The sequence below is a fragment of the Alcaligenes sp. 1735tsa3 genome (assembly GCF_024134565.1).
Lineage (GTDB): Bacteria > Pseudomonadota > Gammaproteobacteria > Burkholderiales > Burkholderiaceae_B > Alcaligenes > Alcaligenes phenolicus.
In genome coordinates, this window is sequence record NZ_CP099862.1 from 3,585,069 (window position 1) to 3,608,168 (window position 23,100).

At 57.0% G+C, this 23,100-nt stretch carries 17 protein-coding genes; 8 read left to right on the top strand and 9 right to left on the bottom strand.

What is annotated here, in order from left to right; genetic code table 11:
* Positions 1 to 105 precede the first annotated feature (105 nt).
* The 3 genes from NIZ92_RS16610 to NIZ92_RS16620 all read left to right on the top strand — a co-directional run bounded on the left by NIZ92_RS16610 (position 106) and on the right by NIZ92_RS16620 (position 2,240).
* On the top strand, positions 106 to 507 hold the full coding sequence (locus NIZ92_RS16610) for a DoxX family protein (protein ID WP_026484436.1): 402 nt from the start codon (positions 106 to 108) through the stop codon (positions 505 to 507).
* A 56-nt stretch (positions 508 to 563) separates the two neighbouring features.
* Positions 564 to 1,373, top strand: coding sequence for a class III extradiol ring-cleavage dioxygenase (locus NIZ92_RS16615; protein WP_035270400.1), 810 nt, complete (start codon positions 564 to 566; stop codon positions 1,371 to 1,373).
* 72 nt (positions 1,374 to 1,445) lie between these two features.
* Positions 1,446 to 2,240 carry an exodeoxyribonuclease III gene (locus NIZ92_RS16620; RefSeq protein WP_026484438.1) on the top strand — a complete coding sequence of 265 codons (795 nt, stop codon included), beginning with the start codon at positions 1,446 to 1,448 and terminating at the stop codon, positions 2,238 to 2,240.
* 24 nt (positions 2,241 to 2,264) lie between these two features.
* Here the strand turns inward: NIZ92_RS16620 and NIZ92_RS16625 are convergent, their stop codons facing one another.
* From NIZ92_RS16625 to NIZ92_RS16635, 3 genes are all read right to left on the bottom strand, one after another.
* Complete coding sequence (locus NIZ92_RS16625) at positions 2,265 to 2,594, bottom strand: cytochrome c5 family protein (RefSeq protein WP_035270399.1); 330 nt, start codon at positions 2,592 to 2,594, stop codon at positions 2,265 to 2,267.
* Positions 2,595 to 2,793: 199 nt separating this feature from the next.
* Entirely contained in the window at positions 2,794 to 3,939 is a 1,146-nt protein-coding gene (gene nirK / locus NIZ92_RS16630) for a copper-containing nitrite reductase (protein ID WP_009458792.1), read from the bottom strand.
* Positions 3,940 to 4,145: 206 nt separating this feature from the next.
* Positions 4,146 to 6,425 carry a nitric-oxide reductase large subunit gene (locus NIZ92_RS16635; protein WP_026484439.1) on the bottom strand — a complete coding sequence of 760 codons (2,280 nt, stop codon included), beginning with the start codon at positions 6,423 to 6,425 and terminating at the stop codon, positions 4,146 to 4,148.
* Positions 6,426 to 6,731: 306 nt separating this feature from the next.
* On the opposite strand from NIZ92_RS16635, the gene norR reads away from it, so the two are divergent.
* Positions 6,732 to 8,273, top strand: a complete 1,542-nt coding sequence (gene norR, locus NIZ92_RS16640; protein ID WP_254002287.1) for a nitric oxide reductase transcriptional regulator NorR — start codon at positions 6,732 to 6,734, stop codon at positions 8,271 to 8,273.
* A complete protein-coding gene (locus tag NIZ92_RS16645) occupies positions 8,266 to 8,964 on the top strand; it encodes a Crp/Fnr family transcriptional regulator (protein WP_009458784.1) in 699 nt (232 codons plus the stop codon). The genes norR and NIZ92_RS16645 overlap by 8 nt, the downstream gene beginning before the upstream one ends.
* A gap of 8 nt (positions 8,965 to 8,972) precedes the next feature.
* Here the strand turns inward: NIZ92_RS16645 and NIZ92_RS16650 are convergent, their stop codons facing one another.
* The 3 genes from NIZ92_RS16650 to ispB form a co-directional block, all read right to left on the bottom strand.
* Positions 8,973 to 9,776: an SUMF1/EgtB/PvdO family nonheme iron enzyme gene (locus NIZ92_RS16650; protein ID WP_052159303.1), complete on the bottom strand. Its 804-nt coding sequence runs from the start codon at positions 9,774 to 9,776 to the stop codon at positions 8,973 to 8,975.
* Positions 9,777 to 9,993: 217 nt separating this feature from the next.
* Positions 9,994 to 11,223, bottom strand: coding sequence for a sodium/glutamate symporter (gene gltS / locus NIZ92_RS16655; protein ID WP_035270394.1), 1,230 nt, complete (start codon positions 11,221 to 11,223; stop codon positions 9,994 to 9,996).
* 253 nt (positions 11,224 to 11,476) lie between these two features.
* On the bottom strand, positions 11,477 to 12,442 hold the full coding sequence (gene ispB, locus NIZ92_RS16660) for an octaprenyl diphosphate synthase (protein WP_009458758.1): 966 nt from the start codon (positions 12,440 to 12,442) through the stop codon (positions 11,477 to 11,479).
* Positions 12,443 to 12,615: 173 nt separating this feature from the next.
* On the opposite strand from ispB, the gene NIZ92_RS16665 reads away from it, so the two are divergent.
* Genes NIZ92_RS16665 through NIZ92_RS16675 form a run of 3 tightly spaced genes read left to right on the top strand, consistent with a single transcriptional unit; the run spans position 12,616 to position 15,198 of the window.
* Positions 12,616 to 13,482, top strand: a complete 867-nt coding sequence (locus NIZ92_RS16665) for an ATP-binding protein (protein ID WP_009458756.1) — start codon at positions 12,616 to 12,618, stop codon at positions 13,480 to 13,482.
* On the top strand, positions 13,475 to 14,476 hold the full coding sequence (locus NIZ92_RS16670) for a Nudix family hydrolase (RefSeq protein ID WP_083054679.1): 1,002 nt from the start codon (positions 13,475 to 13,477) through the stop codon (positions 14,474 to 14,476). The genes NIZ92_RS16665 and NIZ92_RS16670 overlap by 8 nt, the downstream gene beginning before the upstream one ends.
* Positions 14,473 to 15,198 (top strand): spermidine synthase, encoded by a 726-nt coding sequence (locus NIZ92_RS16675; protein WP_254002288.1) that lies wholly within the window; start codon positions 14,473 to 14,475, stop codon positions 15,196 to 15,198. The genes NIZ92_RS16670 and NIZ92_RS16675 overlap by 4 nt, the downstream gene beginning before the upstream one ends.
* 232 nt (positions 15,199 to 15,430) lie before the next feature.
* Here NIZ92_RS16675 and NIZ92_RS16680 read toward each other — a convergent pair whose 3' ends face one another.
* From NIZ92_RS16680 to NIZ92_RS16690, 3 genes are read right to left on the bottom strand one after another with little or no spacing between them, the layout of a single operon-like run.
* Complete coding sequence (locus NIZ92_RS16680; protein WP_254002289.1) at positions 15,431 to 16,906, bottom strand: efflux transporter outer membrane subunit; 1,476 nt, start codon at positions 16,904 to 16,906, stop codon at positions 15,431 to 15,433.
* A 6-nt stretch (positions 16,907 to 16,912) separates the two neighbouring features.
* Positions 16,913 to 20,017: an efflux RND transporter permease subunit gene (locus NIZ92_RS16685; RefSeq protein ID WP_035270387.1), complete on the bottom strand. Its 3,105-nt coding sequence runs from the start codon at positions 20,015 to 20,017 to the stop codon at positions 16,913 to 16,915.
* On the bottom strand, positions 20,014 to 23,100 hold the full coding sequence (locus NIZ92_RS16690) for a multidrug efflux RND transporter permease subunit (RefSeq protein ID WP_026484447.1): 3,087 nt from the start codon (positions 23,098 to 23,100) through the stop codon (positions 20,014 to 20,016). Before NIZ92_RS16690 ends, NIZ92_RS16685 begins: the two co-directional genes overlap by 4 nt.

Sequence of the window (23,100 nt, forward strand, 5' to 3'; positions counted from 1 at the left end):
ACCAGCACCAGGATGTCATCACGTCATGCCTGACACAGAGCTTTTGTCACTACGCCGGGCCAGTGCTTCGTTTACCGATACTGTCAACTTTCCAAAGGAACATACATGAGCGCCCTTACCTCTAGCTGGACTCCTCGCATCCTTAGCCTGCTGCGCATCGTTACAGGCTATCTCCTGCTGACACACGGTACTGCCAAGATCCTGGGTTTCCCCAAAGTAGACATGTTTGCCAACCTGCAAATCAGCTCCATTTACGGCATTGCGGGCATTCTGGAACTGGTTCTGGGTGTCTTGCTGGTGATTGGTCTGTTCTCTCGTTTTGCGGCCTTTATCGCTTCGGGCCTGTGCGCTTTCGCCTACTTTATTGGCCACGCCAGCGGCAGCACCTTCGCAACCCCTATCCTCAATGGCGGTGAGGCGGCAGTTCTGTTCTGCTTTGCCTTCCTGTACCTGGCCTTTGCCGGCCCAGGCCCATGGAGTATTGACGCAGGCCGCGGCAAAGCCTGACGCCTTAACCAACCCCTTATCCCCTGCCCCTATCAGGGCAGGGGCAGGAGATCATCATGACAATGCCCACCTACTTCATCTCGCATGGTGGCGGACCCTGGCCCTGGATGCCTGAAGCGCAAACCATGTACGCCCCGCTGCGTGCTGCCTTGCAGGATATTCCACGCCAATTGGGGCGCACACCCAAAGCGATCTTGATGGTCTCCGCCCACTGGGAAGCTCAACAAGCCAATCTGCTGGTTGCCGCCGCAGCACAACCGAGCATGGTGTACGACTATTACGGCTTTCCGTCCCACACGTACGAGATTCATTACCCTGCACCAGGCGATCCTGCTCTGGCCCAACAGGTCTGTAATTTGCTGGAAGGCGCTGGCCTGCCCACTCATCTGGATTCGCAGCGTGGCTTTGACCACGGTGCATTCGTACCGGCTTATGTGATCTATCCGCAAGCCAAAGTGCCTATGGTGCAACTGTCCATTCACGCGAACTACGACCCGGCCCTGCACTACGCCATGGGCGAGGCGCTTGCGCCTTTGCGAGACGAAGAGGTGCTGATTATTGGCAGCGGTCTGAGCTATCACAATCTGCGCAATATGGGCCCTGGCGGTGTGCAGCCCTCTGCCCAGTTTGATGCCTGGCTGCATCAAAGCCTGAGCCTGGAGGACCCTGCCGCCCGTCGTCAGGCCTTGATGGACTGGGAACAGGCCCCGGCCGCACGTATTGCTCATCCCCGCGAAGATCACCTGGTTCCCCTCATGGTGGCCGCTGGTGCTGCGCGTGGCGACGCAGCGCATCGCTTCCACCACGAAACCCAGGCCTTTGGTGGCTTGACCGTGTCCAGCTACCGCTTCAGCTCAGCGTCGTAACAAGCTCTGACGGCCACTGACATCCAGGCAGGTTACGGGTTAAAGTGCTGACGCTATAAGGAGAATTGCCACGTGTTACGCGTCACCTCGTTAAACGTCAACGGTATTCGAGCCGCCTTTCGTAAAGGCCTGCCCGCCTGGCTGGAAGCCCAGAAACCTCATATTGTCTGCATGCAGGAAATCAAGATCAGCGAGCCTGATCTGACCCCCGATTTGACCAACCCCGGTCAATACCACGGGCATTTCCACCATGCTCAGAAAAAAGGCTATAGCGGTGTAGGCCTGTACCTGAACCACAAAGCAGAAAGCGTGGCCGAAGGCATGGCCTGCGAAGAGTTCGATGCTGAAGGCCGCATTATCCGCGCCGACTGGAACGACCTTAGTGTGATCAGCGCCTACCTGCCCTCGGGTTCATCGGGCGACGAGCGTCAAACCGCCAAGTACCGCTTTCTGGATCATTTTGAGCAATGGATTAATGGCTTGATGCAGGAACACCGCGATACCGGCCGCGAGTTCATTATTTGCGGTGACTGGAATATTGCGCACCACGAAGCCGATTTGAAGAACTGGAAAGGCAATCTGAAAAACAGCGGTTTTCTGCCTGAAGAACGCGCCTGGATGAGCAAAGTGCTGGGCGAACTGGCTTGGGTGGATGTGTACCGCAGCCTGCATCCCGATACCACGGACGAGTGCTACACCTGGTGGAGCAACCGCGGCCAGGCTTGGGCCAAAAATGTGGGGTGGCGCATTGATTATCAAATTGCCACCCCAGGTATTGCTGCCAAGGCGCGCAGTGCAACGGTCTATAAGGAAGAGCGTTTCAGCGACCACGCGCCACTGACGGTTGATTACGACTGGAGCCTGTAAATCCAGCCTGAAAAAGCCAGCGCCTTAGCTGGCTTTTTCAATCATGTAGCGCACAACGCTGCGCAATTGTTCATCGGTTGCTTTGGGTGCTGCACCGCGTGGGGGCATGGCGCCCTTGCCGTTCAGCACAACTTGCATCAAGGCGTCTTCGCCTTGGGCGATCAGGGGCTCCCAACGAGCCTTGTCACCCAAACGAGGGGCATTGGCCATACCCGATGCATGACAGACCATACACGAAGACTTGTACAGCTTGAGAGCTTCGTCCGAGTTGGCATGTGCTGCAGGTGCGGCGGCCAGCAAAAACAAAGCGGCCATTGCGGAGTACATCATGGTGGCGGGGCGATAGGTTCTCATGGGTTTACCCTTTAAACAGTCGGCATGAATGAATGCATGCCTGGCTGATACTTCGTTTTCTGTACAAGAGGCCCGTTTTTCATGGTTCGAACCTCTTGCGTTTTCACTAGCTAATCACTATTCAATAACTGCCTTGAAGCCCGGCGGAATTGATAAGTGCTTCTGGTCCTCAATTCCGCGTACCGGGTGCCAACCCTGCTTAGCCCTTGATCGGGCCGGGAGGGCTGACTTGCTTCATCAAGTCGTCGTTCCATTCGCCTTCGACCAGAACGTGACCTGCTGCGCCCAGTTCCATGGCTTCGATCAGGTTGTGGTTCACATAGGCGTACACACCAGGCTGCTTGAAGGTGTAGAGCGCCACACCGGCCGAACCGCCGCGAATGAACCAGGTTTCCAGGTTCTTGGCAGGTGGATCATCAAACTTGCCCAGTTCCCAAACCCAGTCACCGTGCCCACCGATCAGGTGAGGACGGGTGTCGCGGTTGGCCTGCGAGTGAATGAACAGCACGGTTTCACCCACGTTGGCCTTCATGGCACCGTCGCCCATCAAGGCACCGACCTTGCCGTTGAATACCACGTGGCTGGGGATCAGACCACGCATGGCTTCCAGGGTGTCGCCATAGCTTTCAGCCGAGGACCCATACTTTTTGAAGTTGCCCTTTTCATCACGAGGGATGTAGAGGTCAAACTCGCCAATGGTGTAGACACGGTCGTAATGCAGCGAGTTGCCCGCCGAATCCTTCAGGCCGTCGCGTGGCAGCACCATGACGGTACCGTGCATGCCCTGGACCACGTGCCAGGCTACCGAGCCTTCGGGTGCGCAGTGGTACACAAACGTACCGGTACGGTCGGCCTTGAAGCGCAAGGTGGCTTGTTCGCCGGGGTTCACGTTGGTCAACTTGGCACCGCCCAGCGCGCCAGTCGAGGCGTGAAAGTCGATGTTGTGCGGCATAGTGTTGCTGGCCGGGTTGACCAGAGTCAGCTCCAGGTAGTCGCCTTCATGCACAACCATGGTGGGGCCGGGCATGGAGCCATCAAACATCATGGCGTGCATGGTGGTGCCATCGCGATCGACCACGATCTCTTTTTCCACGATGCTCATGCGGAACTCCACCACGCGAGGCTCGGGACCTACTTTCTGCTCGTGCTTGTGGACCATAGGAGGCGCAACCAGATCCACCTTGACCCGCTCCAGCTTGGCGATCTGGGCTTCTGTACGCGCGGCCAGCCAGGGCGCGTTCTTCTTTGGTGCAGCCGTCTCGCGGGCTTGTACTTGAGCCGCCAGCAAAGTCGTTCCTGCGGCGACACCTAGGCCAGCACTTTTCAAGAAATGACGACGTTCCATACTACCTCCGGTTTGATCCAGGCGTGATGCCTGCTGATTAAATGTTATTCAGATCTAACAGTTACAGGATGTATTGGACCGCAATCAGACTTCCCGCTCTTTGCTGCAGCGCAAGCATCTCGCATAAGCAACAAAAAAAACCGCCCGAAGGCGGTTTTTTTCATAGACGGAATCTCACAGAAAAAACAGACCGTCCTTAAACAAGATCACGATGCTTTTACTGCACCTGCAGCATTGGCAGCGGCACCGCGACGGCCAGCCATGATACGTACCCAGACCTGCTGGAACACAATCAATGCACCGGCAATGAACACAACGTCACCCAAGGTGCGCCACCAGCGCAAGGATTGCAGGATAGGCTGCTGCATGAACTCTTCGCTACGGGCATACCACATGCCTTCCGAGATGCTGGCCCAGGCCTGAATAATCCCGGCTGGCAGCAGGCTGACGAACATCATCAGCACCAGACCCAGGTTCAGCGTCCAGAAGCCCCAGCTCATCAGGCGATCGTTGTAACGAACCTCGGGCGAGATATAACGCACCACCAGCAAGACAAAGCCCAGAGACAGGAAGCCATACACACCGAACAAGGCTGCGTGAGCATGCAATGGCGTGGTGTTCAAACCCTGGATGTAGTACAGCGAGATAGGTGGGTTGATCAGGAAGCCAAACACACCAGCACCCAGCATGTTCCAGAAGGCCACGGCCACAAAGAACATGACAGGCCAACGCAGATCACTCATCCAGCTGGCTTGTTTCTGCATCTTCCAGTTATGGAAAGCTTCGTAGCCCAACATGATCAAAGGCACCACTTCCAACGCGCTGAAGGAAGCACCAATGGCCATGATCGGCGTGGTCGTACCCGAGAAGTACAGGTGGTGCAAAGTACCAGGCACACCACCGACCAGGAACAGCGAGGCCGCTGCCAGACCCGCAATCGTGGCACTACGCTTGGAAACCAGACCCAAGGTCAGGAAGATAAAGCCCATGGCAACCGTTGCAAAGACCTCGAAGAAGCCCTCAACCCACAGGTGAACCACCCACCAGCGCCAGTACTCCATGATGGTGATATTGGTGTGCTCGCCATAGAACAAGCCGGTACCGTAGAACAGACCAATGGCCACGGTAGAGATGGTCAACAGAACCAATAAATGGTTGTCGCCCTTGTCACGACGCAAGGCAGGCCACATGCCACGCAACATCAGCAGGAGCCAGAAAGCCAGGCCAATGAACTTGATGATCTGCCAGAAACGGCCCAGATCCAGATACTCATAACCCTGGTGACCGAACCAGAAGTTCAGCTCGGGGGGCAGGATGTTTTTGATGGCCAGGAAGTTGCCGGCAAAAGAACCAATAAAGAGTACAACCAGAGCGCCGAACAGAACGTCCACACCCAGACGCTGAAACTTCGGATCCTCGCCCCCATTAATCAATGGCACCAGGAACAGACCAGCGGTCAGGAAGCCACTGGCAATCCACAAAAGGGCTGCCTGAATATGCCAGGTACGGGTCAAGGAGTAAGGGAACCACTGCGACACGTCTATGCCATAGAACATCTGGCCTTCAACCGTGTAGTGCGCCGTAAAGCCGCCCAGGAAGACCTGGATGACAAACAGGGCAACCGTCAGGAAGGCATATTTTTTCAGGGCACGCTGCGAAGGGGTCAGGCGAAATGCCAGAACCGGATCAGTGGCCGGTGCAACAGGGGCTTCCTCTTCTTTGTGCGTAAAGGCCCAGATCCAGACCAGCAAACCAATACCGGCCAGCAAGAGCACGATACTGACAATGGACCAGACGATATTGGCCGTGGAAGGATGGTTATCCACCAAGGGCTCATGTGGCCAGTTGTTGGTATAGCTGACGGTAGTGCCAGGACGCTCCGTTACCGTGGCCCAGGACAGCCAGAAGAAAAAGCGGGTCATGTCCTGACGGCGCTGCAGCTCTGGCAGGGTGTTGTCCTTCATGGCGAAGCTCTCACGGCTGGATTTCAGCTCGGGCGCATCACCAAACAGGTCGATGTAATACTGGGCAGTGGTGTCGATGGCCTTGGCGCGACGTTCGCTGATCTGCAATACGCCCGTCGCTTCATCAATGCGGTTAGGACGGTATTCGTCCTGCAGTTCCTGCCGCAAGGTGGCCTGCTGACTGGATGTCAGCTGATCATAGTTCAGCGAGTAGGTTTGCTGGGCGGCCAGATCCAGCCATGCCAGAGCCTCCCGGTGCAGCCAGTCGGCGCTCCAGTCCGGGGCCTGGTAGGCCCCATGCCCCCAGATCGAGCCCAGCTGCATACCGCCAGTACTTTGCCAGGCGGACTGGCCACGATGTATCTGTTCCTGTGAGGTAAATTCACGGCCATCCGGTGTGACTACCTTGACGGGCATGGGGGGTGCCTGACGATACACCTCCACACCTGTCCATCCCAGGATGGCAAAGGTGACCATGGTGACTGCCACCAGGGACCACCATAGTTTTTTATAGCTACGCATTTTCTTCTCCGTCTCGCTGATGAATCAAACGACCCAATCCAAACAAGTCCTGGCAGGACCCAGTTACCTGGTCAAAACCTGTTTGGGTACGGCCCCGGAATGGAGGACGGACCGAAGTACACGCCTTGTAGCGATGTTCTGCTAAGTCGGGGGTCATGTCATAGTCCTTAAAAATGTATGACAAAACATCTAAAGCAAAGACCGTGCCAAGTCCTGGACGACATAGATCAAAGGGTTGCCGTCAGCCTGGGTATAAACTACCTCGACAAAACTGGGTATTTTTCACCATAAGGGTATTTTTCACCCATGCTAGATCTCTTGATTTCCGACCTTGCCACCGAGATTCCGGGACCGTTACGCCTGCAGCGCATGGTGCATTTGCTGGCACGGCACTTTGGCTGTGATGCGGCGGGTTTGCTGAAGCTGGACGACACGGTGCTGCGCATTGTGGCGGCCAGTGGTCTGGGCCATGACACTTTGGGGCGTCACTTTGTCATTGCAGATCACCCCCGACTGACGCGGATCCTGCACTCCCCCAGCCTGACCCGCTTTGAACCCGACTGTGCCCTGCCGGACCCGTATGACGGCCTGCTTGATGACAAGCTGGGCCAGCCCCTGCCGGTGCATGATTGCGTGGGAATTACCTTGCAAGTCCAGGGCACGCCCTGGGGCATTCTGACGCTGGATGCCTTGCGACCAGGGACGTTTTCAGCCTCCACGCTGGTGGAACTCAAGCACTGGTGTCTGGTGTTGGAAAGCGCAATTCGCATCAGCGAGCTGGAAGAAGAAAACCGCAGCTTGCGCCTGCTCTCCACCTTGCCGCCCGATTACCTGTCGCGCAATAACTCGGCCGCCATCATTGGCAACAGCAAATCCCTGCTGGAGGTCATTCAATTGCTGGACACGGTGGCCACCTCCGAGCTACCTGTGCTCTTGCTGGGTGAAACCGGCGTGGGGAAGGAGTTATTCGCACAACGCCTGCACCAACGCTCACCACGCCACAACAAACCCTTGATCTACGTGAACTGCGCTGCCCTGCCCGAGTCTCTGGCAGAAAGCGAATTATTCGGGCACGTAAAGGGCGCATTCTCGGGTGCCCATGAGAATCGGGCCGGGCGCTTTGAAGCGGCCCAGGGCGGCACCCTGTTTCTGGATGAAATCGGCGAGTTGTCTTTAACGATACAAGCCAAACTGCTGCGTACTTTGCAGAACGGCGAGATTCAGCGCCTCGGGGCGGACCACCCCATCAAATTGAATGTACGTCTGGTTGCTGCCACCAACCGTGATCTGAGCCAGCAGATCGCCCAAGGTGGTTTCCGGGCGGACTTGTTTCACCGCCTGTCAGTTTTTCCGCTCACGATCCCCGCCTTGCGCGAGCGCCATCAGGACATTCTGCTGCTGGCAGGCCACTTTCTGGAAACCAACCGTTCTCGTTTGGGATTGCGCGGAATTCGCTTATCCCCCGACGCAGAAGCCGCTTTACTGGCTTATCATTGGCCAGGTAATGTTCGCGAACTAGAACATTTAATCAGTAGGGCAACCATCCGCCTGCTGGTCGATACGCCAGATCGTAACCAAATATTTACGCTTAGCGCCGATAATCTCAATTTGTTACCTTCTACTCACCAGCCTGTCGCAGCGACCAGTACGGCTATTGGCTCACCTCGCCCATCCTTGCGTCAGTCCGTTGAGCAGCTGCAAAGCCGGCTGATTCGGCAAGCTCTGGATGAGACTGATGGTAACTGGAGCCAGGCTGCCCGGCAGCTAGGCATAGACCCCAGCAATCTGCACAAGCTGGCCAGCAAACTAGGGCTTAAAACCCGCTCAGAAAGCTTAAGTGATGACTGACATATCCTACCCCTCCTTGTTAGCCAGCCTGCCCGTTTTCTCCCAGCTGGACGCAGCCAGCATTAACGAACTGTGGCAAGAGGGACGCCTGATCCACTACGACAAGGACAGCCAGGTCTTTCGTCAGGAACAAAGCAGCGACCACTTTTTTGTTCTGCTGCAAGGCCTGATCAAAGTCGTACGCACCATGCCCAATGGCTCACAACTCCTGGTACGTTTTGCCTTGCCCGGCGACGTAATTGGCATTGCCCCTGCCCTGCGCCGTCGCAACTATCCGGCAACCGCCATTAGCGTAACCACCAGCGCCGCATTGGCCTGGCCTGAAAAGTCCTGGGACAGCCTGACGCAACGCTTTCCTTGCCTGCTCAGCTCTGCACAAGACACGGTCGCGCAACGACTGAGCGATGCCGATGATCGCCTGCTGGAAATTCATAGTCTGGAAGTGGAGCAGCGACTGGCTCACAGCCTGCTGCGCTTGATTCGTCAGGTGGGTCAAAGCGGCGCACAAGGGACGTCCTTGAGTATTCCGGTAACCCGGCAAGATCTGGCCGACCTGGCCGGGACCACCTTGTACACGGCCAGCCGCGTCGTCAGCAGCTGGGATCATCAAGGTTTGATTCTGGCGGGCCGCAAGCAAATTACGATTGCGGACCTGGACAAGTTTGCACAAGCGGTTCTGGAACGCGGCTAAGCGCAGGTTTAGTCTTCAGTGACCAGACGCAGACCCAAGTAACGCGGTGGCACACCCACCGAACACGCCCCGGTTTTTGGGTCGCGAATAAAGTCGGGCATCACCGCAATGTGCTCGCCCCCCAGGGTACGGACACCGCAGTTTTCCAGGCGAGACTCTGCGCGTGGCATGCTGATACGGTGTACCCGGACATGGCAGGTATTGGTCCATTCAGCCACCTGCCCGCCCGCATCAAACACCCCATAAGCATTGGCAACGCCCTGCCCCAAGGGTGCCAAGGGAACTTCCTGTTCCTGCTTGCGTTTGTAGCTCTCCTGATACTCCTGCAGCCACAAGGCAGCTTGCTCGTTCTCATCCAGACCGCTTTGGGCCGACTCAGGCACTTTCTGGTCCGCGAAATAGCTCCACTCCAGGTAATCCGGCAGACGGAATTGCTTGCCGGTGCGCTCACTTAACCAGGCGGCGTAATCCTGGCCGTCTTGCCAGCTGACACCGACCACCGGCATATTCTTGGCCTGTCCTTGGCCCACCGCATCGGCAGCTTTACAACGCTCGGCACGAACGCACTGATCGTACTCAAACTGACTGACCTGATACTTCATGGCTTTCAAGGTGGGAACAGGAGCGTACATCACCGTGTCGGATGCAATCAGACGCCCATCCAGCAAGTATTCACCGGCCTGCATAACTTCACGCGCCGGACCGGCCACTTCAACCAGCTCGGGCAAACCCGCTGGATTGCTGGGCTCGCCAGACGAACATCCGGCCAGAATGGCCACTAACAGCACGGATCCCACTACATGGCTTCGCATTGCGCACTCCCTAAAGACAAGCACAATTGAAGCCCAAGCGCCTGCAGGCGTCCTTGCGCCAAGGCAAACAGAGTCCTTAAGGACTCAAAAATAGAAGCGATCCAAGATTCACGATTCAACAACACAGGTAAAAAGAAAGCCCCTGGGACCGGATATCGATCCAAGGGGCTGTCTGACAAGGGCCGCGATATTGCTGATTGCGCCCACTTCTCGGTACTTAAGTCAGAAAATTCACAAAACCGGTAATGATCACGGCATTGAAGAAGTCGATGAACAAGGAGCCCACCAGCGGGATTACAAAGAAGGCCTTGCGTGATGGACCATTGTCTTCCGTGAAGGCCTGCATATTCGCCATGGCGTTAGGCGTTGCGCCCATACCAAAACCACAATGACCAGCCGACATCACCACAGCATCGTAGTCCTTGCCCATGACCTTGAAAGTCACGTAGCTGGCAAAGAAGAACATCAGCACCGTCTGGGCAATCAGGATGATCAACAGCGGGCCCGCTACTTCAGCCAGCTCCCACAGCTTCATCACCATCAGCGCCATGACCAGGAAGAAAGCCAGGGACACATTGCCCATGGTTTCAAACTCTTTTTCCGGCAAGCGATAACGACGCCAGTCGATCACATTACGGATGATGGCTGCCACCAGCATGGAGCCCAGGTAGGCTGGCAACACAATGCCGCGCTCACCCAACCATTCAATGATGACACTGCCCACCCCAATCGCGATGGACAACAGGACTACGGCGTAAACCGGCATTTCAAAGCCACCATCGTCAACCTTAACGGTTTCCTTAACCGTGGTTTCCACCACATGAGGCGCATCTGCACCCTCATGCTGACGACGATGACGACGGTGTGGAGCAGGACCGTCGATATTGTATTTTTTCATCAAGCGCTTGCCCAAGGGGCCGCCGATGACACAACCCATTACCAGCCCCCATGTCGAAGCAGCAATGGCAGCAGGCAAAGCCCCAACAGCACCAGCATTTTCCAGCATTGGACCAAAGGCAGCCGAAGTACCGTGGCCCCCCGTCATGGAGATCGAACCAGCGGCCAGACCCAGCAAGGGGTTAGCGTCCATGAGGGTCGCCAAGGTCACGCCCATCACGTTCTGCAAAATAATCAGGACAACCGCGCAGCCCAGGAACAAAGCAACGGCCAGACCACCCTTTTTCAGCAACTCGAAGCTGGCTGAAAAACCGATGGTCGTGAAAAAGGCCATCAGCAAGAAATTGCGTATATCGTCGTTAAACGTAAAGTTGAACGAGCCGGTCTGATGTCCAACCAAGGCAATCAGGGCAAAAATCAATCCGCCGATAATGGGGCTGGGAATAAAATAGCGGGCCAATACAGCAACGCGATTCTTTATATATTCTCCCAGCACGAGAAAGACAGCCGCCAAACCTACCGTTTGCGCGATATCGAGCTGAATGTTCATCTATCCGTTCCTTACATCTTTGGAATAAGGGGCCTGCACCTTTGTGTCTGACAGAGGCTTCAAACCAATTTGTTCAAATAGGCATGTCTATCGTCGCTACTTCGTCCTTGTGGGACAAAGGCATGACCACCAACAGCGTAGTAAAACCGAGAAAAATAACATGAACAGGCGCCTAATGACGCCAATTTCCCTGAATCGGCCCGCTTTATTACAAAAAAACCCGCCATGTGGCGGGTTGGGAAAGGCTGGAGACTTAGCGGTCGCGCTCGATGGAAAACGCGCACAAGCTCAGTAATACCTGCTTGAATTCGCTCTCGGGAACATCAGCCAAGGCCTGAACAGCCAGCTGGGCTTCTGCCTTGGCCGCTTCACGGGTATAGGCCAAAGCATCGGTTTGCTCGATAGCCTGTGCAACAGCGGCAAAATCCGCATCACCGGTTTCAATGGCCGACTTGATCAGCTGAACCTGCTCGGGTGTGCCAACTTCCATGACACGGATCAGTGGCATGGTGGGTTTGCCTTCACGCAGATCGTCACCAACGTTCTTGCCCAAGGCCTGGGCATCACCGGTGTAATCGAGCACGTCGTCGACCAATTGGAAGGCGGTACCCAGGTGGCGGCCATAGGCGGCCATGGCTTCTTCCATTTCAGGCGAAGCACCGGCCACAATCGCCCCCACTTGCGCCGCCGCTTCAAACAGCTTGGCTGTCTTGTAGCGTACGACTTGCAGATAACGTTCCAGGGAAACGTCCGGGTCGTGTACGTTCAGCAGCTGCAAGACCTCGCCTTCGGCGATCACCGTGGTGGCTGCCGACAGCACGGCCATGGCCGGCATGGAGTTCGATTGCACCATCATCTCGAAGGAGCGCGAGTACAGGTAGTCGCCAACCAGCACGCTGGCGGCATTACCGTAGACCGCATTGGCCGTGTGGCGACCGCGTCGCATATCGGATTCATCGACCACATCGTCGTGCAGCAAGGTGGCGGTGTGGATGAACTCCACCACACCTGCCAACAGATGGTGCGTGCTCCCCTGATAAGCCAGCGCGCGGGCTACCAGCAACAGCAGCGCAGGACGCATGCGCTTGCCGCCAGCACTAACGATGTATTCGCCGATTGTGCGTATCAGCACCACATCCGAATTCAAGCGCTCACGAATGACGACATCAAGAGCCTTCATGTCGTCGGCAATAGGTTCAATCAGGGTGGACAGGTTCAAAACAGAATTCCGGACGAGTAAGGGAGGGGGCCGCTATCGGCCAACCGTAACTTGATGATTATACGATTTTGAATCGCTTTGGGCCTATTGTTACGCGTCAAGCACAACAGTGATCACAGAAAAAGGGGCCAAATTAGCGATAATAAGCATTTCAACCTGAAACGGAGACTGTCTTGAGTTCGCAAGACCTTAGTACCCTGATCAGCCGGGCCGAGCGGGTTCTCGCTCAACTGGAAGCCTGGCTGCCCCCTGCTCCACCCCCCATCAACTGGGATTCCATTGCTTTTCGCTGGCGTACCAATGGTTCGCGCGGCTGGCTTGAAGGTGTCCAGCACGTAGCCACCATCCAGACCGAAGACCTGCATCATATCGAACGCCAAAAGGGCATTATTGAGCGCAACACCCGCCATTTCCTGGCAGGCAAACCGGCCAATAACGTCTTGATGACAGGTGCTCGCGGTACGGGCAAAAGCTCGCTGGTCAAGGCCATGCTGGCCAAATTTGCCGATCAGGGCCTGCGTCTGATCGAAGTGGACAAATCCGATCTGGGCGACCTGGGCTACATCATTGACCTGATCAGCACCCGCCCCGAACACTTCATCATCTTCAGCGACGACCTGTCCTTTGAAGAAGGTGAAGCCGGTTACAAGGCGCTTAAATCCGTGCTGGACGGCTCGCTGGCCTCCCCTGGCGACAATGTACTGATCTACGCCACGTCCAACCGACGTCACCTGATGCCCGAGTACATGAAAGAGAACCTGAGTGCCTCCACGTCTGCAGACGGCGAGATCCACCCTGGTGAAGCCGTTGAAGAAAAGGTATCCCTGTCCGAGCGCTTTGGACTATGGTTGTCGTTTTACCCCTTTAAACAAGACGACTACCTGGACATTGTGTATTACTGGCTTGGCGCTTTGGGTTGCCCTGCAGAACACATTGAAAGCTCGCGTATGGAAGCCTTGCAATGGGCTCTGGAACGTGGCTCTCGCTCCGGCCGGGTAGCACGTCAATTTGCTAGAGATTGGACCGCTAGACATGTCTAAACCCACGTTGGAAGTGGCCGTTGGCGTTTTACTGAACCAACACGGCCAAGTGCTACTGGGAAAACGCCCAGCCGATAAACCCTGGCCGGGCTGGTGGGAACTGCCAGGCGGCAAGATTGAGGCGGGCGAGAGCGTCATACAGGCGCTGGTACGGGAACTGCGCGAAGAACTCGGCATTGAAACCACCCACGCACACCCCTGGGTTACCTATACACACGAATACCCCAAGAATTTCGTCAAACTCTCTTTCTGCCTGGTGCGGGAATGGGAAGGCGAACCCCAGTGCCTGGAAGGCCAAGAGCTTGCCTGGGTCAACCCTAAAGGTCCTTTGGAAGTCGGCCCTGTACTGCCTGCTACCGAACCGCCGCTTAAATGGCTGCAACTGCCCGAACGCTATCTGATTACCAACATCGACGAGCCGGCCCGCTTACCCGCCTATCTGGAACAACTGGAACAAGCCCTGCAACAAGGCCCGGCCTTGGTCCAGTTTCGTGAGCCAGCCTGGGCTGCCCGGCCCGATGCCGAATTCCATTTGCACCAAGCGTTCCTGCAAGTTGTGAACCTGTGCCAGCGCTACCAAGCGCGCTGCCTGGTCAATAGCCTGCACCCCGAGAGCTGGTGGGACCATGCCGATGGTGTGCATTTGCGCGCCAGCGACGCCCAAGCCCTGTCCGCGAAATGCCACGACACCCTGACGACATTTCCCGCAATCAGCAAAGGCCTGATCGGCATGTCCACGCACAATGAAAGTGATATTGAAATAGCCCGCAAAATCCAGGCGGACTTTCTGGTTCTGGGCCATGTCCTGGAAACCTCCTCCCATCCCGGCGATCCCGGCATGGGCTGGGCCCGTTTCGCCAGCCTGGCGGAACAAGCTGGACTACCGGTGTTTGCCATAGGCGGACAGTCGGCCAAGACCTTGGCTGACGCCCGCAACCACGGTGCACACGGTATTGCCGGTATACGCCACATGCTGGACAACGACCCGGCATGACGCCACACGTCACTATTTCGGAACATGAAGGCGTACGCTACCTGCACCTGGGCTCTGCCTGGGTGCAGGGTGCGATGCGCCTGGATGCTCCCGATCAGCTAGAGCTGCACTACATTCGTCAAATGATGATCTGGACCTTGTTCCAGACCGATCCGCGCCGTATTGCCCAGCTTGGCCTGGGCGCAGGCAGCCTGACACGCTTTTGCTACCAGCACTTCCCCCAGGCGCGCATCGACGCCGTGGAAATCAACCCGGAAGTGGTGCAGGCCAGTCGCCTGCTATTCAATCTGCCGCCCGACGACGAACGCCTGAACGTGCACACGGTAGACGCGCTGGACTATCTGGATGCCGTCTACGGCGAGCTGGATGTGCTGCAAATTGATGTGTACTCCGACCAGGCCGAGCACCCTGCCCTTGAAAGCGAAGCTTTCTATCAGGCCTGCCGCAAAGCTCTGGGGCCACAAGGACTGTTAACGGTGAATTTGCTGGGCTCGGAACTGGTCCATGCGCGCAATCTGCATGCGCTGCAAGAGAGTTTCCCGGCCGTGGTCTGGTTACCTGAAACCCATGATGGCAATCTGGTTGCCCTGGCCTTTGCTGACCCGCCGCAAATTGATTTTGATGATTTGTACCAGCGGGCCGAAGAAATCCACGCCACCCTGGGCTTGGCCGACGGCGAGGAATGGGTTGACGGACTGTATGCCTGGATGGACCAGGACTGAGGCGGTTTCCGCGCACTATCAAGCAAGGAATGAGCCGCTATTGAACTACAAGCAAGCAAACTGCAGCCCAAAGCTTGGGATGTGGTTCAATCTTTGCTTGGTCCATACGGGCACAGCTCCGGTCCAGCCCCAGGCCGGAGAGCACGGTGAAACTGCTAAAACCAGCGCCAAGAAGCCAAACCAAACTTGGATCAGAGCAGATCGGATCAAATCGAATCAGGTCAGGTCAGGCCTATTCTGTTTTAGCGGCAGAATCAGTTTCTAGCGCTTTAGACTCTTCGGGATTCAGACCTGTCGTCACATCCCAGCCACCACCCAAGGCCACCATCAGCTTGACCGCCGCCCGCAGGCGTTGAGACTCCAGGTCCAAAGCCTGCCGCTCGGCCGACAGTGCCGTAGCCTGGGTTTGTGCCAGACTCAGGAAATCCACCAGACCAGCATCAAACTGATTGCGTGTCAGCCGCAAGGACTCGCGTGCCGCGGCCAGAGAACGCGCCTGGCTGGCTTGCTCCAGCTCCAGGCCATTGCGTTCAGACAAGGCATCTTCCACTTCCTTCAACGCATCCAGCACCGTCTGACGATAGGCAGCCAATTGTTCGTCATAGCTGGCCTCGGCCTGCTCGACTTGCGCACGGCGTGCCCCAAAATCCAGCAAAGTCAGGGCAAAGGCTGGGCCCAGGGACCAGACACGCGCGGGTGCCGTCAGCCATTCGCTAAGATCACTGCTGCTGAACCCTCCACTGGCCTTCAGGCTCAGACTGGGAAACCAGGCAGCCTTGGCCACACCAATCTGGGCATTGGCCTGCGCCATGCGACGCTCGGCACGGGCCACATCGGGGCGACGTTCCAGCAAACTGGATGGCAGACCCACCGGAATATCCGGAGCAACAGGCCAGGGCGCATGAGGCACCACCTCAAACTGGGAAGGTGCGCGGCCTACCAACACAGCCATCGCATGCAGGTAGGTGGCCTTCTCGCGATTCAAGGCCAAGCGCTGGGTGCGAGCCCCCTCTAGCTGGCTTAAGGCTGCAGCCACATCTCCCGGTGCCGAAAACCCGGCGTCCAGGCGATTCTGATTGATTTGCAAAGAACGCTCGTACGCGGCCACGGTTTCATCCAGCACTCGCTCGCTGGACTCCACACTGCGGTACTGCAAATAAGTCTGTGCCAATTGAGACTGCAGGCTCAAGCGTGTAGCAGCCATATCCGCAGCACTGGCTTGCAGGCCCGCATCACCGGCCTCTACCTGACGGCGAATCCGCCCCCACAAGTCCACTTCCCAATTCACCGTGATGCTGGCGTCATAGGCGCTGCTGCTTTGGCTGGTATCACCCGACCCACTGCCACGCCTTGTCGTGCCGACCGAACTGCCTACTTGCGGGAACTGGGTCGAACGCGTGTTGGACAGGGTGGCCTGCGCCTGACGAACGCGTGCCTGTGCCTGCTGCAAAGTGAAGTTCTGCTCGTTCAGGCTTTGCATCAGGGTGTTGAGCACGCCATCGTTGAAGCTCTCCCACCAGGGGCCGCGGTCTTTCAAATCAGCCGGTTCGGCCTGCTTCCAGGCCGTGGACCGTACCTCTTCCCTGAAGTGCTCGCCCACCGGCGCTTCGGGCCGCTGATAATCAGGGCCAACAGCACATGCGGACAGGAGCAGCACCATCCCAGCCAGTGCGAAGCGCGGAAGAATCATGGCGTTAGAAGTAGGCATATCAGCTTATATATTCAAAGTTGTCTGGTTCTTGCGGCGCATGAAGCGATGGCGCAAACGATCCAGATAAAGATAAACCACCGGCGTGGTGTACAAGGTCAGGATTTGACTGAGCACCAAACCACCCACAATGGTGACGCCCAAGGGCTGGCGCATTTCCACGCCCGGCCCGGAGGCCAGAATCAAAGGAATAGCACCAAAAATGGCGGACAAGGTCGTCATCATGATGGGGCGGAATCGCACCAGGCAGGCTTCGTAAATAGCTTCACGCGAACCCATGCCGCGCTCACGCTCCATTTGCAAGGCGTAATCCACCATCATGATGGCGTTCTTCTTGACGATACCAATCAGCAAGAACACCCCGATCATGGCAATCAGGTTGAACTCGCCACTGGTCATCATCAGGGCCAGCAATGCCCCAATCCCAGCCGAAGGCAAAGTGGACAGAATGGTGAGCGGGTGCATATAGCTCTCGTACAGCATCCCCAGCACGATATACAAAGCCACCAAGGCAGCCAGGAACATCATGGGTTGCTTGGCCAGGGCATCGAGCATCTGCGCCGTATTACCTTCAAACCCGGCCTGGATCTCGCGTGTAGGAAGCTGAATACGAGCCATGGCCTGCTCAATGGCCGCCGTTGCCTGACTGAGGGTGACGCCTTCGGCCAAACCGAAGGACACAGACTCGGCCACCAGCAAACCCATATGGTTAATGCTGCGCGGCGCGGTGCCGGTCGTAAAGCGCGTAAAGGCAGACAAAGGAACGCGGGTGCCGTCTTTGGCAACAACCTCGATTTCCTTCAGGGACTCCAGATCCTGCGCAAAACGCGGCTCCACTTCCATGACTACGTAATACTGGTTCAAGCGGCCAAAAATCGTGGAAACCTGACGCTGGGAAAAGGAGTTATTCAAGGTCCCCGCCACCATGGACATATCAATGCCCAGGCGCGTGGCCATATCGCGGTCAATTTCCAGCTGGACCAGGCCTGCCTTATCGTCCGTGCCAGTGTCCACGTCCACCAGCTCTGGCAATTCGGCCATGGCTTGCTGAACCTTGGGCAACCAGGTTTTCAACAGCTCCAGATCACTGCCCAGCAAGGAATAGTCGTAAGAGCCACTGCGCCCACCGCCCCCGCTACCGACCGGAATATCCTGCTGCGGCACCATGAACATGCGCGCCCCCGGCGTGGTAGATAAAGGCTCGCGCAGACGATTCACAATATCCGTCGTGCTGGCCTTGCGCTCGTCCATAGGTTTGAGCTCAACCAGAATAAAGGACGAGGTGCTGCCACTGCGGCCACCGGCAAACACGGCCACCGAACGAATGTCCGGGTCCTGATTCAGGATAGAACGGAAGTATTCCAGCTTGGGCACCATGGACTGGAAAGAGGTCCCCCGGTCGACTCGGAAAAAACCCATCAACTGGCCAGTATCCTGCTGTGGGAACAGCCCCTTGGGCACTACGGCGTAGAGGTACACATTCAGGCCAATCGTGACGAACAAGGAGAACAACATCAGTCGATGGTGCTTGAGCGCCCACCCCAATGAACGACGGTAGCCACGCCAGCTGACGCTGCCTATCCAGCCCAAAAAGCGGCTGATAGGGTTGGTGGACTCATGCTCTTGCGGCCCAGGACGCAGCAGGCGCGATGACATCATGGGAGTCAGCATCAAGGAGATCACCAGGGACACCAGCACGGCGGTACACAAGGTGACGGCAAACTCCATGAACAAGCGCCCCGCCAGCCCCCCGATCAACCACAAGGGAATGAACACGGCCACTAACGACAAGCTCATGGCCGTGACGGTAAAGCCCACCTCCCGCGTCCCGCGCAAGGCCGCCCGCATGGGGGACAAGCCTTTTTCCAGGTAACGCATAATGCTTTCCAGCACCACGATGGCGTCATCCACCACAAAACCAGTAGCGACAATCAGAGCCATCAGGGAAATGGTGTTCAGCGTAAAGCCGAACAAATGCATGAAGGCAAAGGTACTGATCAAGGACGCCGGGACGGCAATGGCCGGAATTAAAGCAGCGCGCCAGTTTCGCAGGAACAGCAAGACCACCAGCACCACCAGGGCCACCGCAATAATCAGTGTCAGTTGAGCCTCTTCCAGCGTGGCGCGAATACTGGGCGTACGATCCTGAGCCACTGTCAATTGCGCCTGGCTGGGCAGCATTTCCTCGATACCAGCCAGGCGTTCACGAATGGTATTGACCGTCTCGATAATATTGGCGCCCGCCTGACGACGCACAATCAACAGCACCGCTTCCTGGTTATTCCAGTAACCCATGCTGTGAATGTTCTCAACAGAGTCCTCGACCTTGGCGACATCCCCCAAACGGATAACCTGCCCGTCCTGATTCTTCAGAATCAAGGGGTCAAAAAACCGTGCCTGGTTGTACTGCTTGCCCGAGTTGATCTGCCACTGGCCCTGCTCGCTTTCCAGGTAGCCATTAGGACGCAAACTGTTGGCGTTATTGATCACCGAACGCACATCGTCCAGCGCAATGCCAGCCGAGGCCAATGCCTTGGGATTCAATCCCACCCGTACCGCTGGCAAGGAGCCACCGCCCACGTCTACCGAACCCACGCCCGGAATCTGTGCCAGCTTCTGCTGCACAATGCCGCTGGCCATATCAAACAGCTGGGCCTTGTTGGCCGTCTGCGAGGTCAGCGCCAGCACCATGATAGGCATGGACGACGGGTTGACCTTCTCGTAGGTGGGCACGCTGGACATGCCCGAAGGCAACATGGGCCGGGCCTGGTTGATAGCGGCCTGCACATCGCGTGCAGCCCCTTCAATATCTCGGTCCAGTTCAAATACCAGCATGATCTGGGTGGAACCCTCGCTGCTGCGAGAGCTCATTTCCGACACCCCGGCAATAGAACCTAAAGCCTGCTCCAGTGGCGTGGCCACACTGGAAGCCATGGTTTCAGGGCTGGCACCGGGCAAATTGGCCGAAATCGCAATCACCGGAAAATCCATTTCCGGCAAAGACGCCACGGGCAAGAGCCGCAAGGCCAATGCGCCCACCAAGACCATCGCCAGTGCCAGCAGGCTGGAGCCCACTGGCCGGAAGATAAACAGCCCTAACAAGCGTTTCATGTCGACTCGCGTACCGACTTGGCGCCATTACGGGTAAAGCGGTCAAAAAACAGATAGATCACGGGAGTCGTGAACAGGGTCAGCACTTGGCTAGCCAAGAGACCGCCCACCATGACCAGTCCCAAGGGTTGACGCAGCTCTGCGCCAGAGCCGGTGGCCAGCATCAAAGGGATGGCACTGAACAAGGCCGCCAGAGTCGTCATCAAAATGGGGCGGAAACGCAGCAAGGCGGCTTGATGAATGGCCTCTTGCGGTTTCATGCCCTGCTCGCGCTGCGCCTCCAGGGCGAAGTCGATCATCATGATGGCGTTCTTTTTCACGATACCAATCAGCAGGATGATCCCGATCACCCCCACCATATCCAGATCCCGCCCGGCCAACAGCAAGGCAAGCAACGCCCCGATGGCAGCCGAAGGCAAGGTCGACAAAATAGTGATGGGGTGGATATAGCTTTCGTACAAAACACCCAGCACGATGTACATGGTCAGCACGGCGGCCAACATCAGCCACAGCGTGCTGGACAAAGAGGCATGGAAGGCCTTGGCGGCACCCAGGTAGCGGGTATCCACCGAGGATGGCATACCGATCTGGTCGGGCACGGTTTCAATGGCTTCAATGGCGTCGGACAAGGAATAGCCATCAGCCAGGTCAAAGGATACGTTCACGGACGGGAACTGTCCCAAGCGCTCTACCGATAACGTTGTGGGAACCAGCTGAATGCGCGCCAGGGAAGTAATCGGCACAGGTGTACCTGCCGCTGTCATTACATGAATATTTTCCAGATCCTGCGGGCCTTGGCGATATTGATCCTTTACCTCCAGCACGACACGGTACTGGGCAGACTGCGTGTAGATCGTGGAGATCAAACGCTGTCCGAACGCGTCGTACAGTGCATCATCGATATTTGCCTTGGTCACGCCCACACGGGCTGCCGCATCCCGGTCTATATCCAGCAGCACTTGCAGGCCATCGTTTTGCAGGCTCATGGATGCATCTTTAATCTGCGGCAAGGCGTTGACGGCATCCAGCCAGCGCGGCATCCAGGTCGTCAGCACCTCTGTTTCCGGGTCCGACAAGGCCATCTGGTACACATTACGGCTGATCTGATCGTCTACCGTCAGCTCCTGAATGGACTGTTGGTAAACCGACAAACCGGGAATATCTTTCAGACGCTCATCGAGCCTGGCCATGATTTCATTGGCGCTGGCCCGGCCTGAACCAATGGGCTTCAAAGCAATTTGCAGACGGCCATTGTTCAAGGTGGCGTTCGTGCCATCTACCCCGATAAAGGACGTGACGGCTTCCACATCCGGATCTTCCAGCACAATCGCAACGGCTTGCTGCTGCAAATTCCCCATTGCGCGGAACGACGCGGTTTGCGGTCCTTGGGTAATCGCCTGAATCAGGCCGGTATCCTGTTGTGGGAAAAAGCCTTTGGGGACGATCACGTACAGCAGGCCCGTCAACACCACTGTGCCCAGAGCTACCCACAAGGTCAGCGTCTGGTGGCGCAGCACCACAATCAGGCCACGGTCGTAAGCCGCAATGATGCGGTCCATCTGATCACCCAACCAGGTCGTGAAACGGCCATACTGGCGCTCGTCCTCGGGCTTGAGCATACGCGCACACATCATGGGCGTGAGCGTCAGCGAAATGAACAGGGACAGCAGGATGGCGACGGCCAGGGTAATGGCAAACTCACGGAACAAACGGCCGATGACATCACTCATGAACAGCAACGGAATCAGCACTGCGATCAGGGAGATGGTCAGTGACAGCAGGGTAAAGCCAATTTGCGCTGCGCCCTTCAAGGCGGCCTGCAAGGCGGTTTCGCCCTTTTCGATATAGCGGGCGATGTTCTCGATCATCACGATCGCATCATCAACCACAAAGCCGGTGGCAACCGTCAAGGCCATCAGGGTCAGGTTATTGATACTGAATCCCCACATCAGCATGATGGCAAAGGTGGCGATCAGGGAGATAGGCACGACAACGCTGGGAATCAGCGTAGCCGTCCACGTGCGCAGGAACACAAAAGTCACCAGCACCACCAGCACAATGGCCAGCATCATTTCCTTTTGCACATGGTCAACCGAGTCCCGAATGGTCTGGGTGCGGTCCGTGGCGACTTCCACATCCACACCGACCGGCAAGGAACGGCGTATCTCGGGCAGCAGGCTTTGAATCTGGTCCACTACATCAATGACGTTGGCGCCAGGCTGACGCTGAATATTCAGCAAGATCGCAGGCACAGTGCCCATCCAGGCGGCCTGACGCACATCCTGCGCATCCCGCACCACCTTGGCCAGTTCGCCCAGACGCACGGCAGCACCGTCCTTGTAGCTGACGATCAGATTTTCATAATCCTGTACCGTTTTCAGTTGTTCATTGGCACCGATGCTGGTGGAACGCTGAGGCCCATCCAGATTGCCTTTGGGCTGGTTCACGTTGGCCGCGACCACCGCCTGCCGCAGGTGACTTAAGGTCAGATTGCGGACGGCCAAGGCGTTGGGATCAGCCTGAATGCGCATGGCTGGTTCCTGACCACCCGCAATGCTGACCAGACCCACGCCCGTCACCTGCGAGAGCTTTTGTGCGACCCGCACATCAATCAGGTCGCGCACCTCGTGCAGGGGCATATTGGGGGAAGTCACCGCCAAAGAAATAACCGGGGTATCAGCCGGATTGACCTTGTTATAGATAGGCGGTGCAGGCAAATCATTGGGCAGCATATTGGAGGCGGCATTAATCGCCGCCTGCACCTCTTGCTCGGCCACATCCAGGGGCAAGCCCAAATCAAACTGCAAGGTAATGCGCGATGCCCCGCCCGAGCTGGACGAAATCATCTGCGACAGGCCCGACATGCTGCCGAAGCGCCGCTCCAGCGGTGAAGTGATCAAGGCCGCCACTACATCCGGGCTAGCGCCCGGATAGAGCGTGACCACCTGAATAGTGGGGTAATCCACCTGCGGCAAAGCGGCTACGGGCAACATGCGATAGGCCAGCAAGCCGGACACCAGCAAGGCCACCATCGCCAAGGTGGTAGCCACCGGGCGCAGGATAAAGATACGCGACATGCTCAC

Coding starts and splice junctions, on each gene's coding strand:
- nirK (WP_009458792.1), bottom strand. CDS start 3,939: ATGGAACGTCGTCATTTCTTGAAAAGTGCTGGCCTAGGTGTCGCCGCA.
- NIZ92_RS16670 (WP_083054679.1), top strand. CDS start 13,475: ATGTCTAAACCCACGTTGGAAGTGGCCGTTGGCGTTTTACTGAACCAA.
- NIZ92_RS16650 (WP_052159303.1), bottom strand. CDS start 9,776: ATGCGAAGCCATGTAGTGGGATCCGTGCTGTTAGTGGCCATTCTGGCC.
- NIZ92_RS16680 (WP_254002289.1), bottom strand. CDS start 16,906: ATGCCTACTTCTAACGCCATGATTCTTCCGCGCTTCGCACTGGCTGGG.
- NIZ92_RS16645 (WP_009458784.1), top strand. CDS start 8,266: ATGACTGACATATCCTACCCCTCCTTGTTAGCCAGCCTGCCCGTTTTC.
- norR (WP_254002287.1), top strand. CDS start 6,732: ATGCTAGATCTCTTGATTTCCGACCTTGCCACCGAGATTCCGGGACCG.
- NIZ92_RS16615 (WP_035270400.1), top strand. CDS start 564: ATGACAATGCCCACCTACTTCATCTCGCATGGTGGCGGACCCTGGCCC.
- NIZ92_RS16610 (WP_026484436.1), top strand. CDS start 106: ATGAGCGCCCTTACCTCTAGCTGGACTCCTCGCATCCTTAGCCTGCTG.
- NIZ92_RS16625 (WP_035270399.1), bottom strand. CDS start 2,594: ATGAGAACCTATCGCCCCGCCACCATGATGTACTCCGCAATGGCCGCT.
- gltS (WP_035270394.1), bottom strand. CDS start 11,223: ATGAACATTCAGCTCGATATCGCGCAAACGGTAGGTTTGGCGGCTGTC.
- NIZ92_RS16635 (WP_026484439.1), bottom strand. CDS start 6,425: ATGCGTAGCTATAAAAAACTATGGTGGTCCCTGGTGGCAGTCACCATG.
- NIZ92_RS16675 (WP_254002288.1), top strand. CDS start 14,473: ATGACGCCACACGTCACTATTTCGGAACATGAAGGCGTACGCTACCTG.
- NIZ92_RS16685 (WP_035270387.1), bottom strand. CDS start 20,017: ATGAAACGCTTGTTAGGGCTGTTTATCTTCCGGCCAGTGGGCTCCAGC.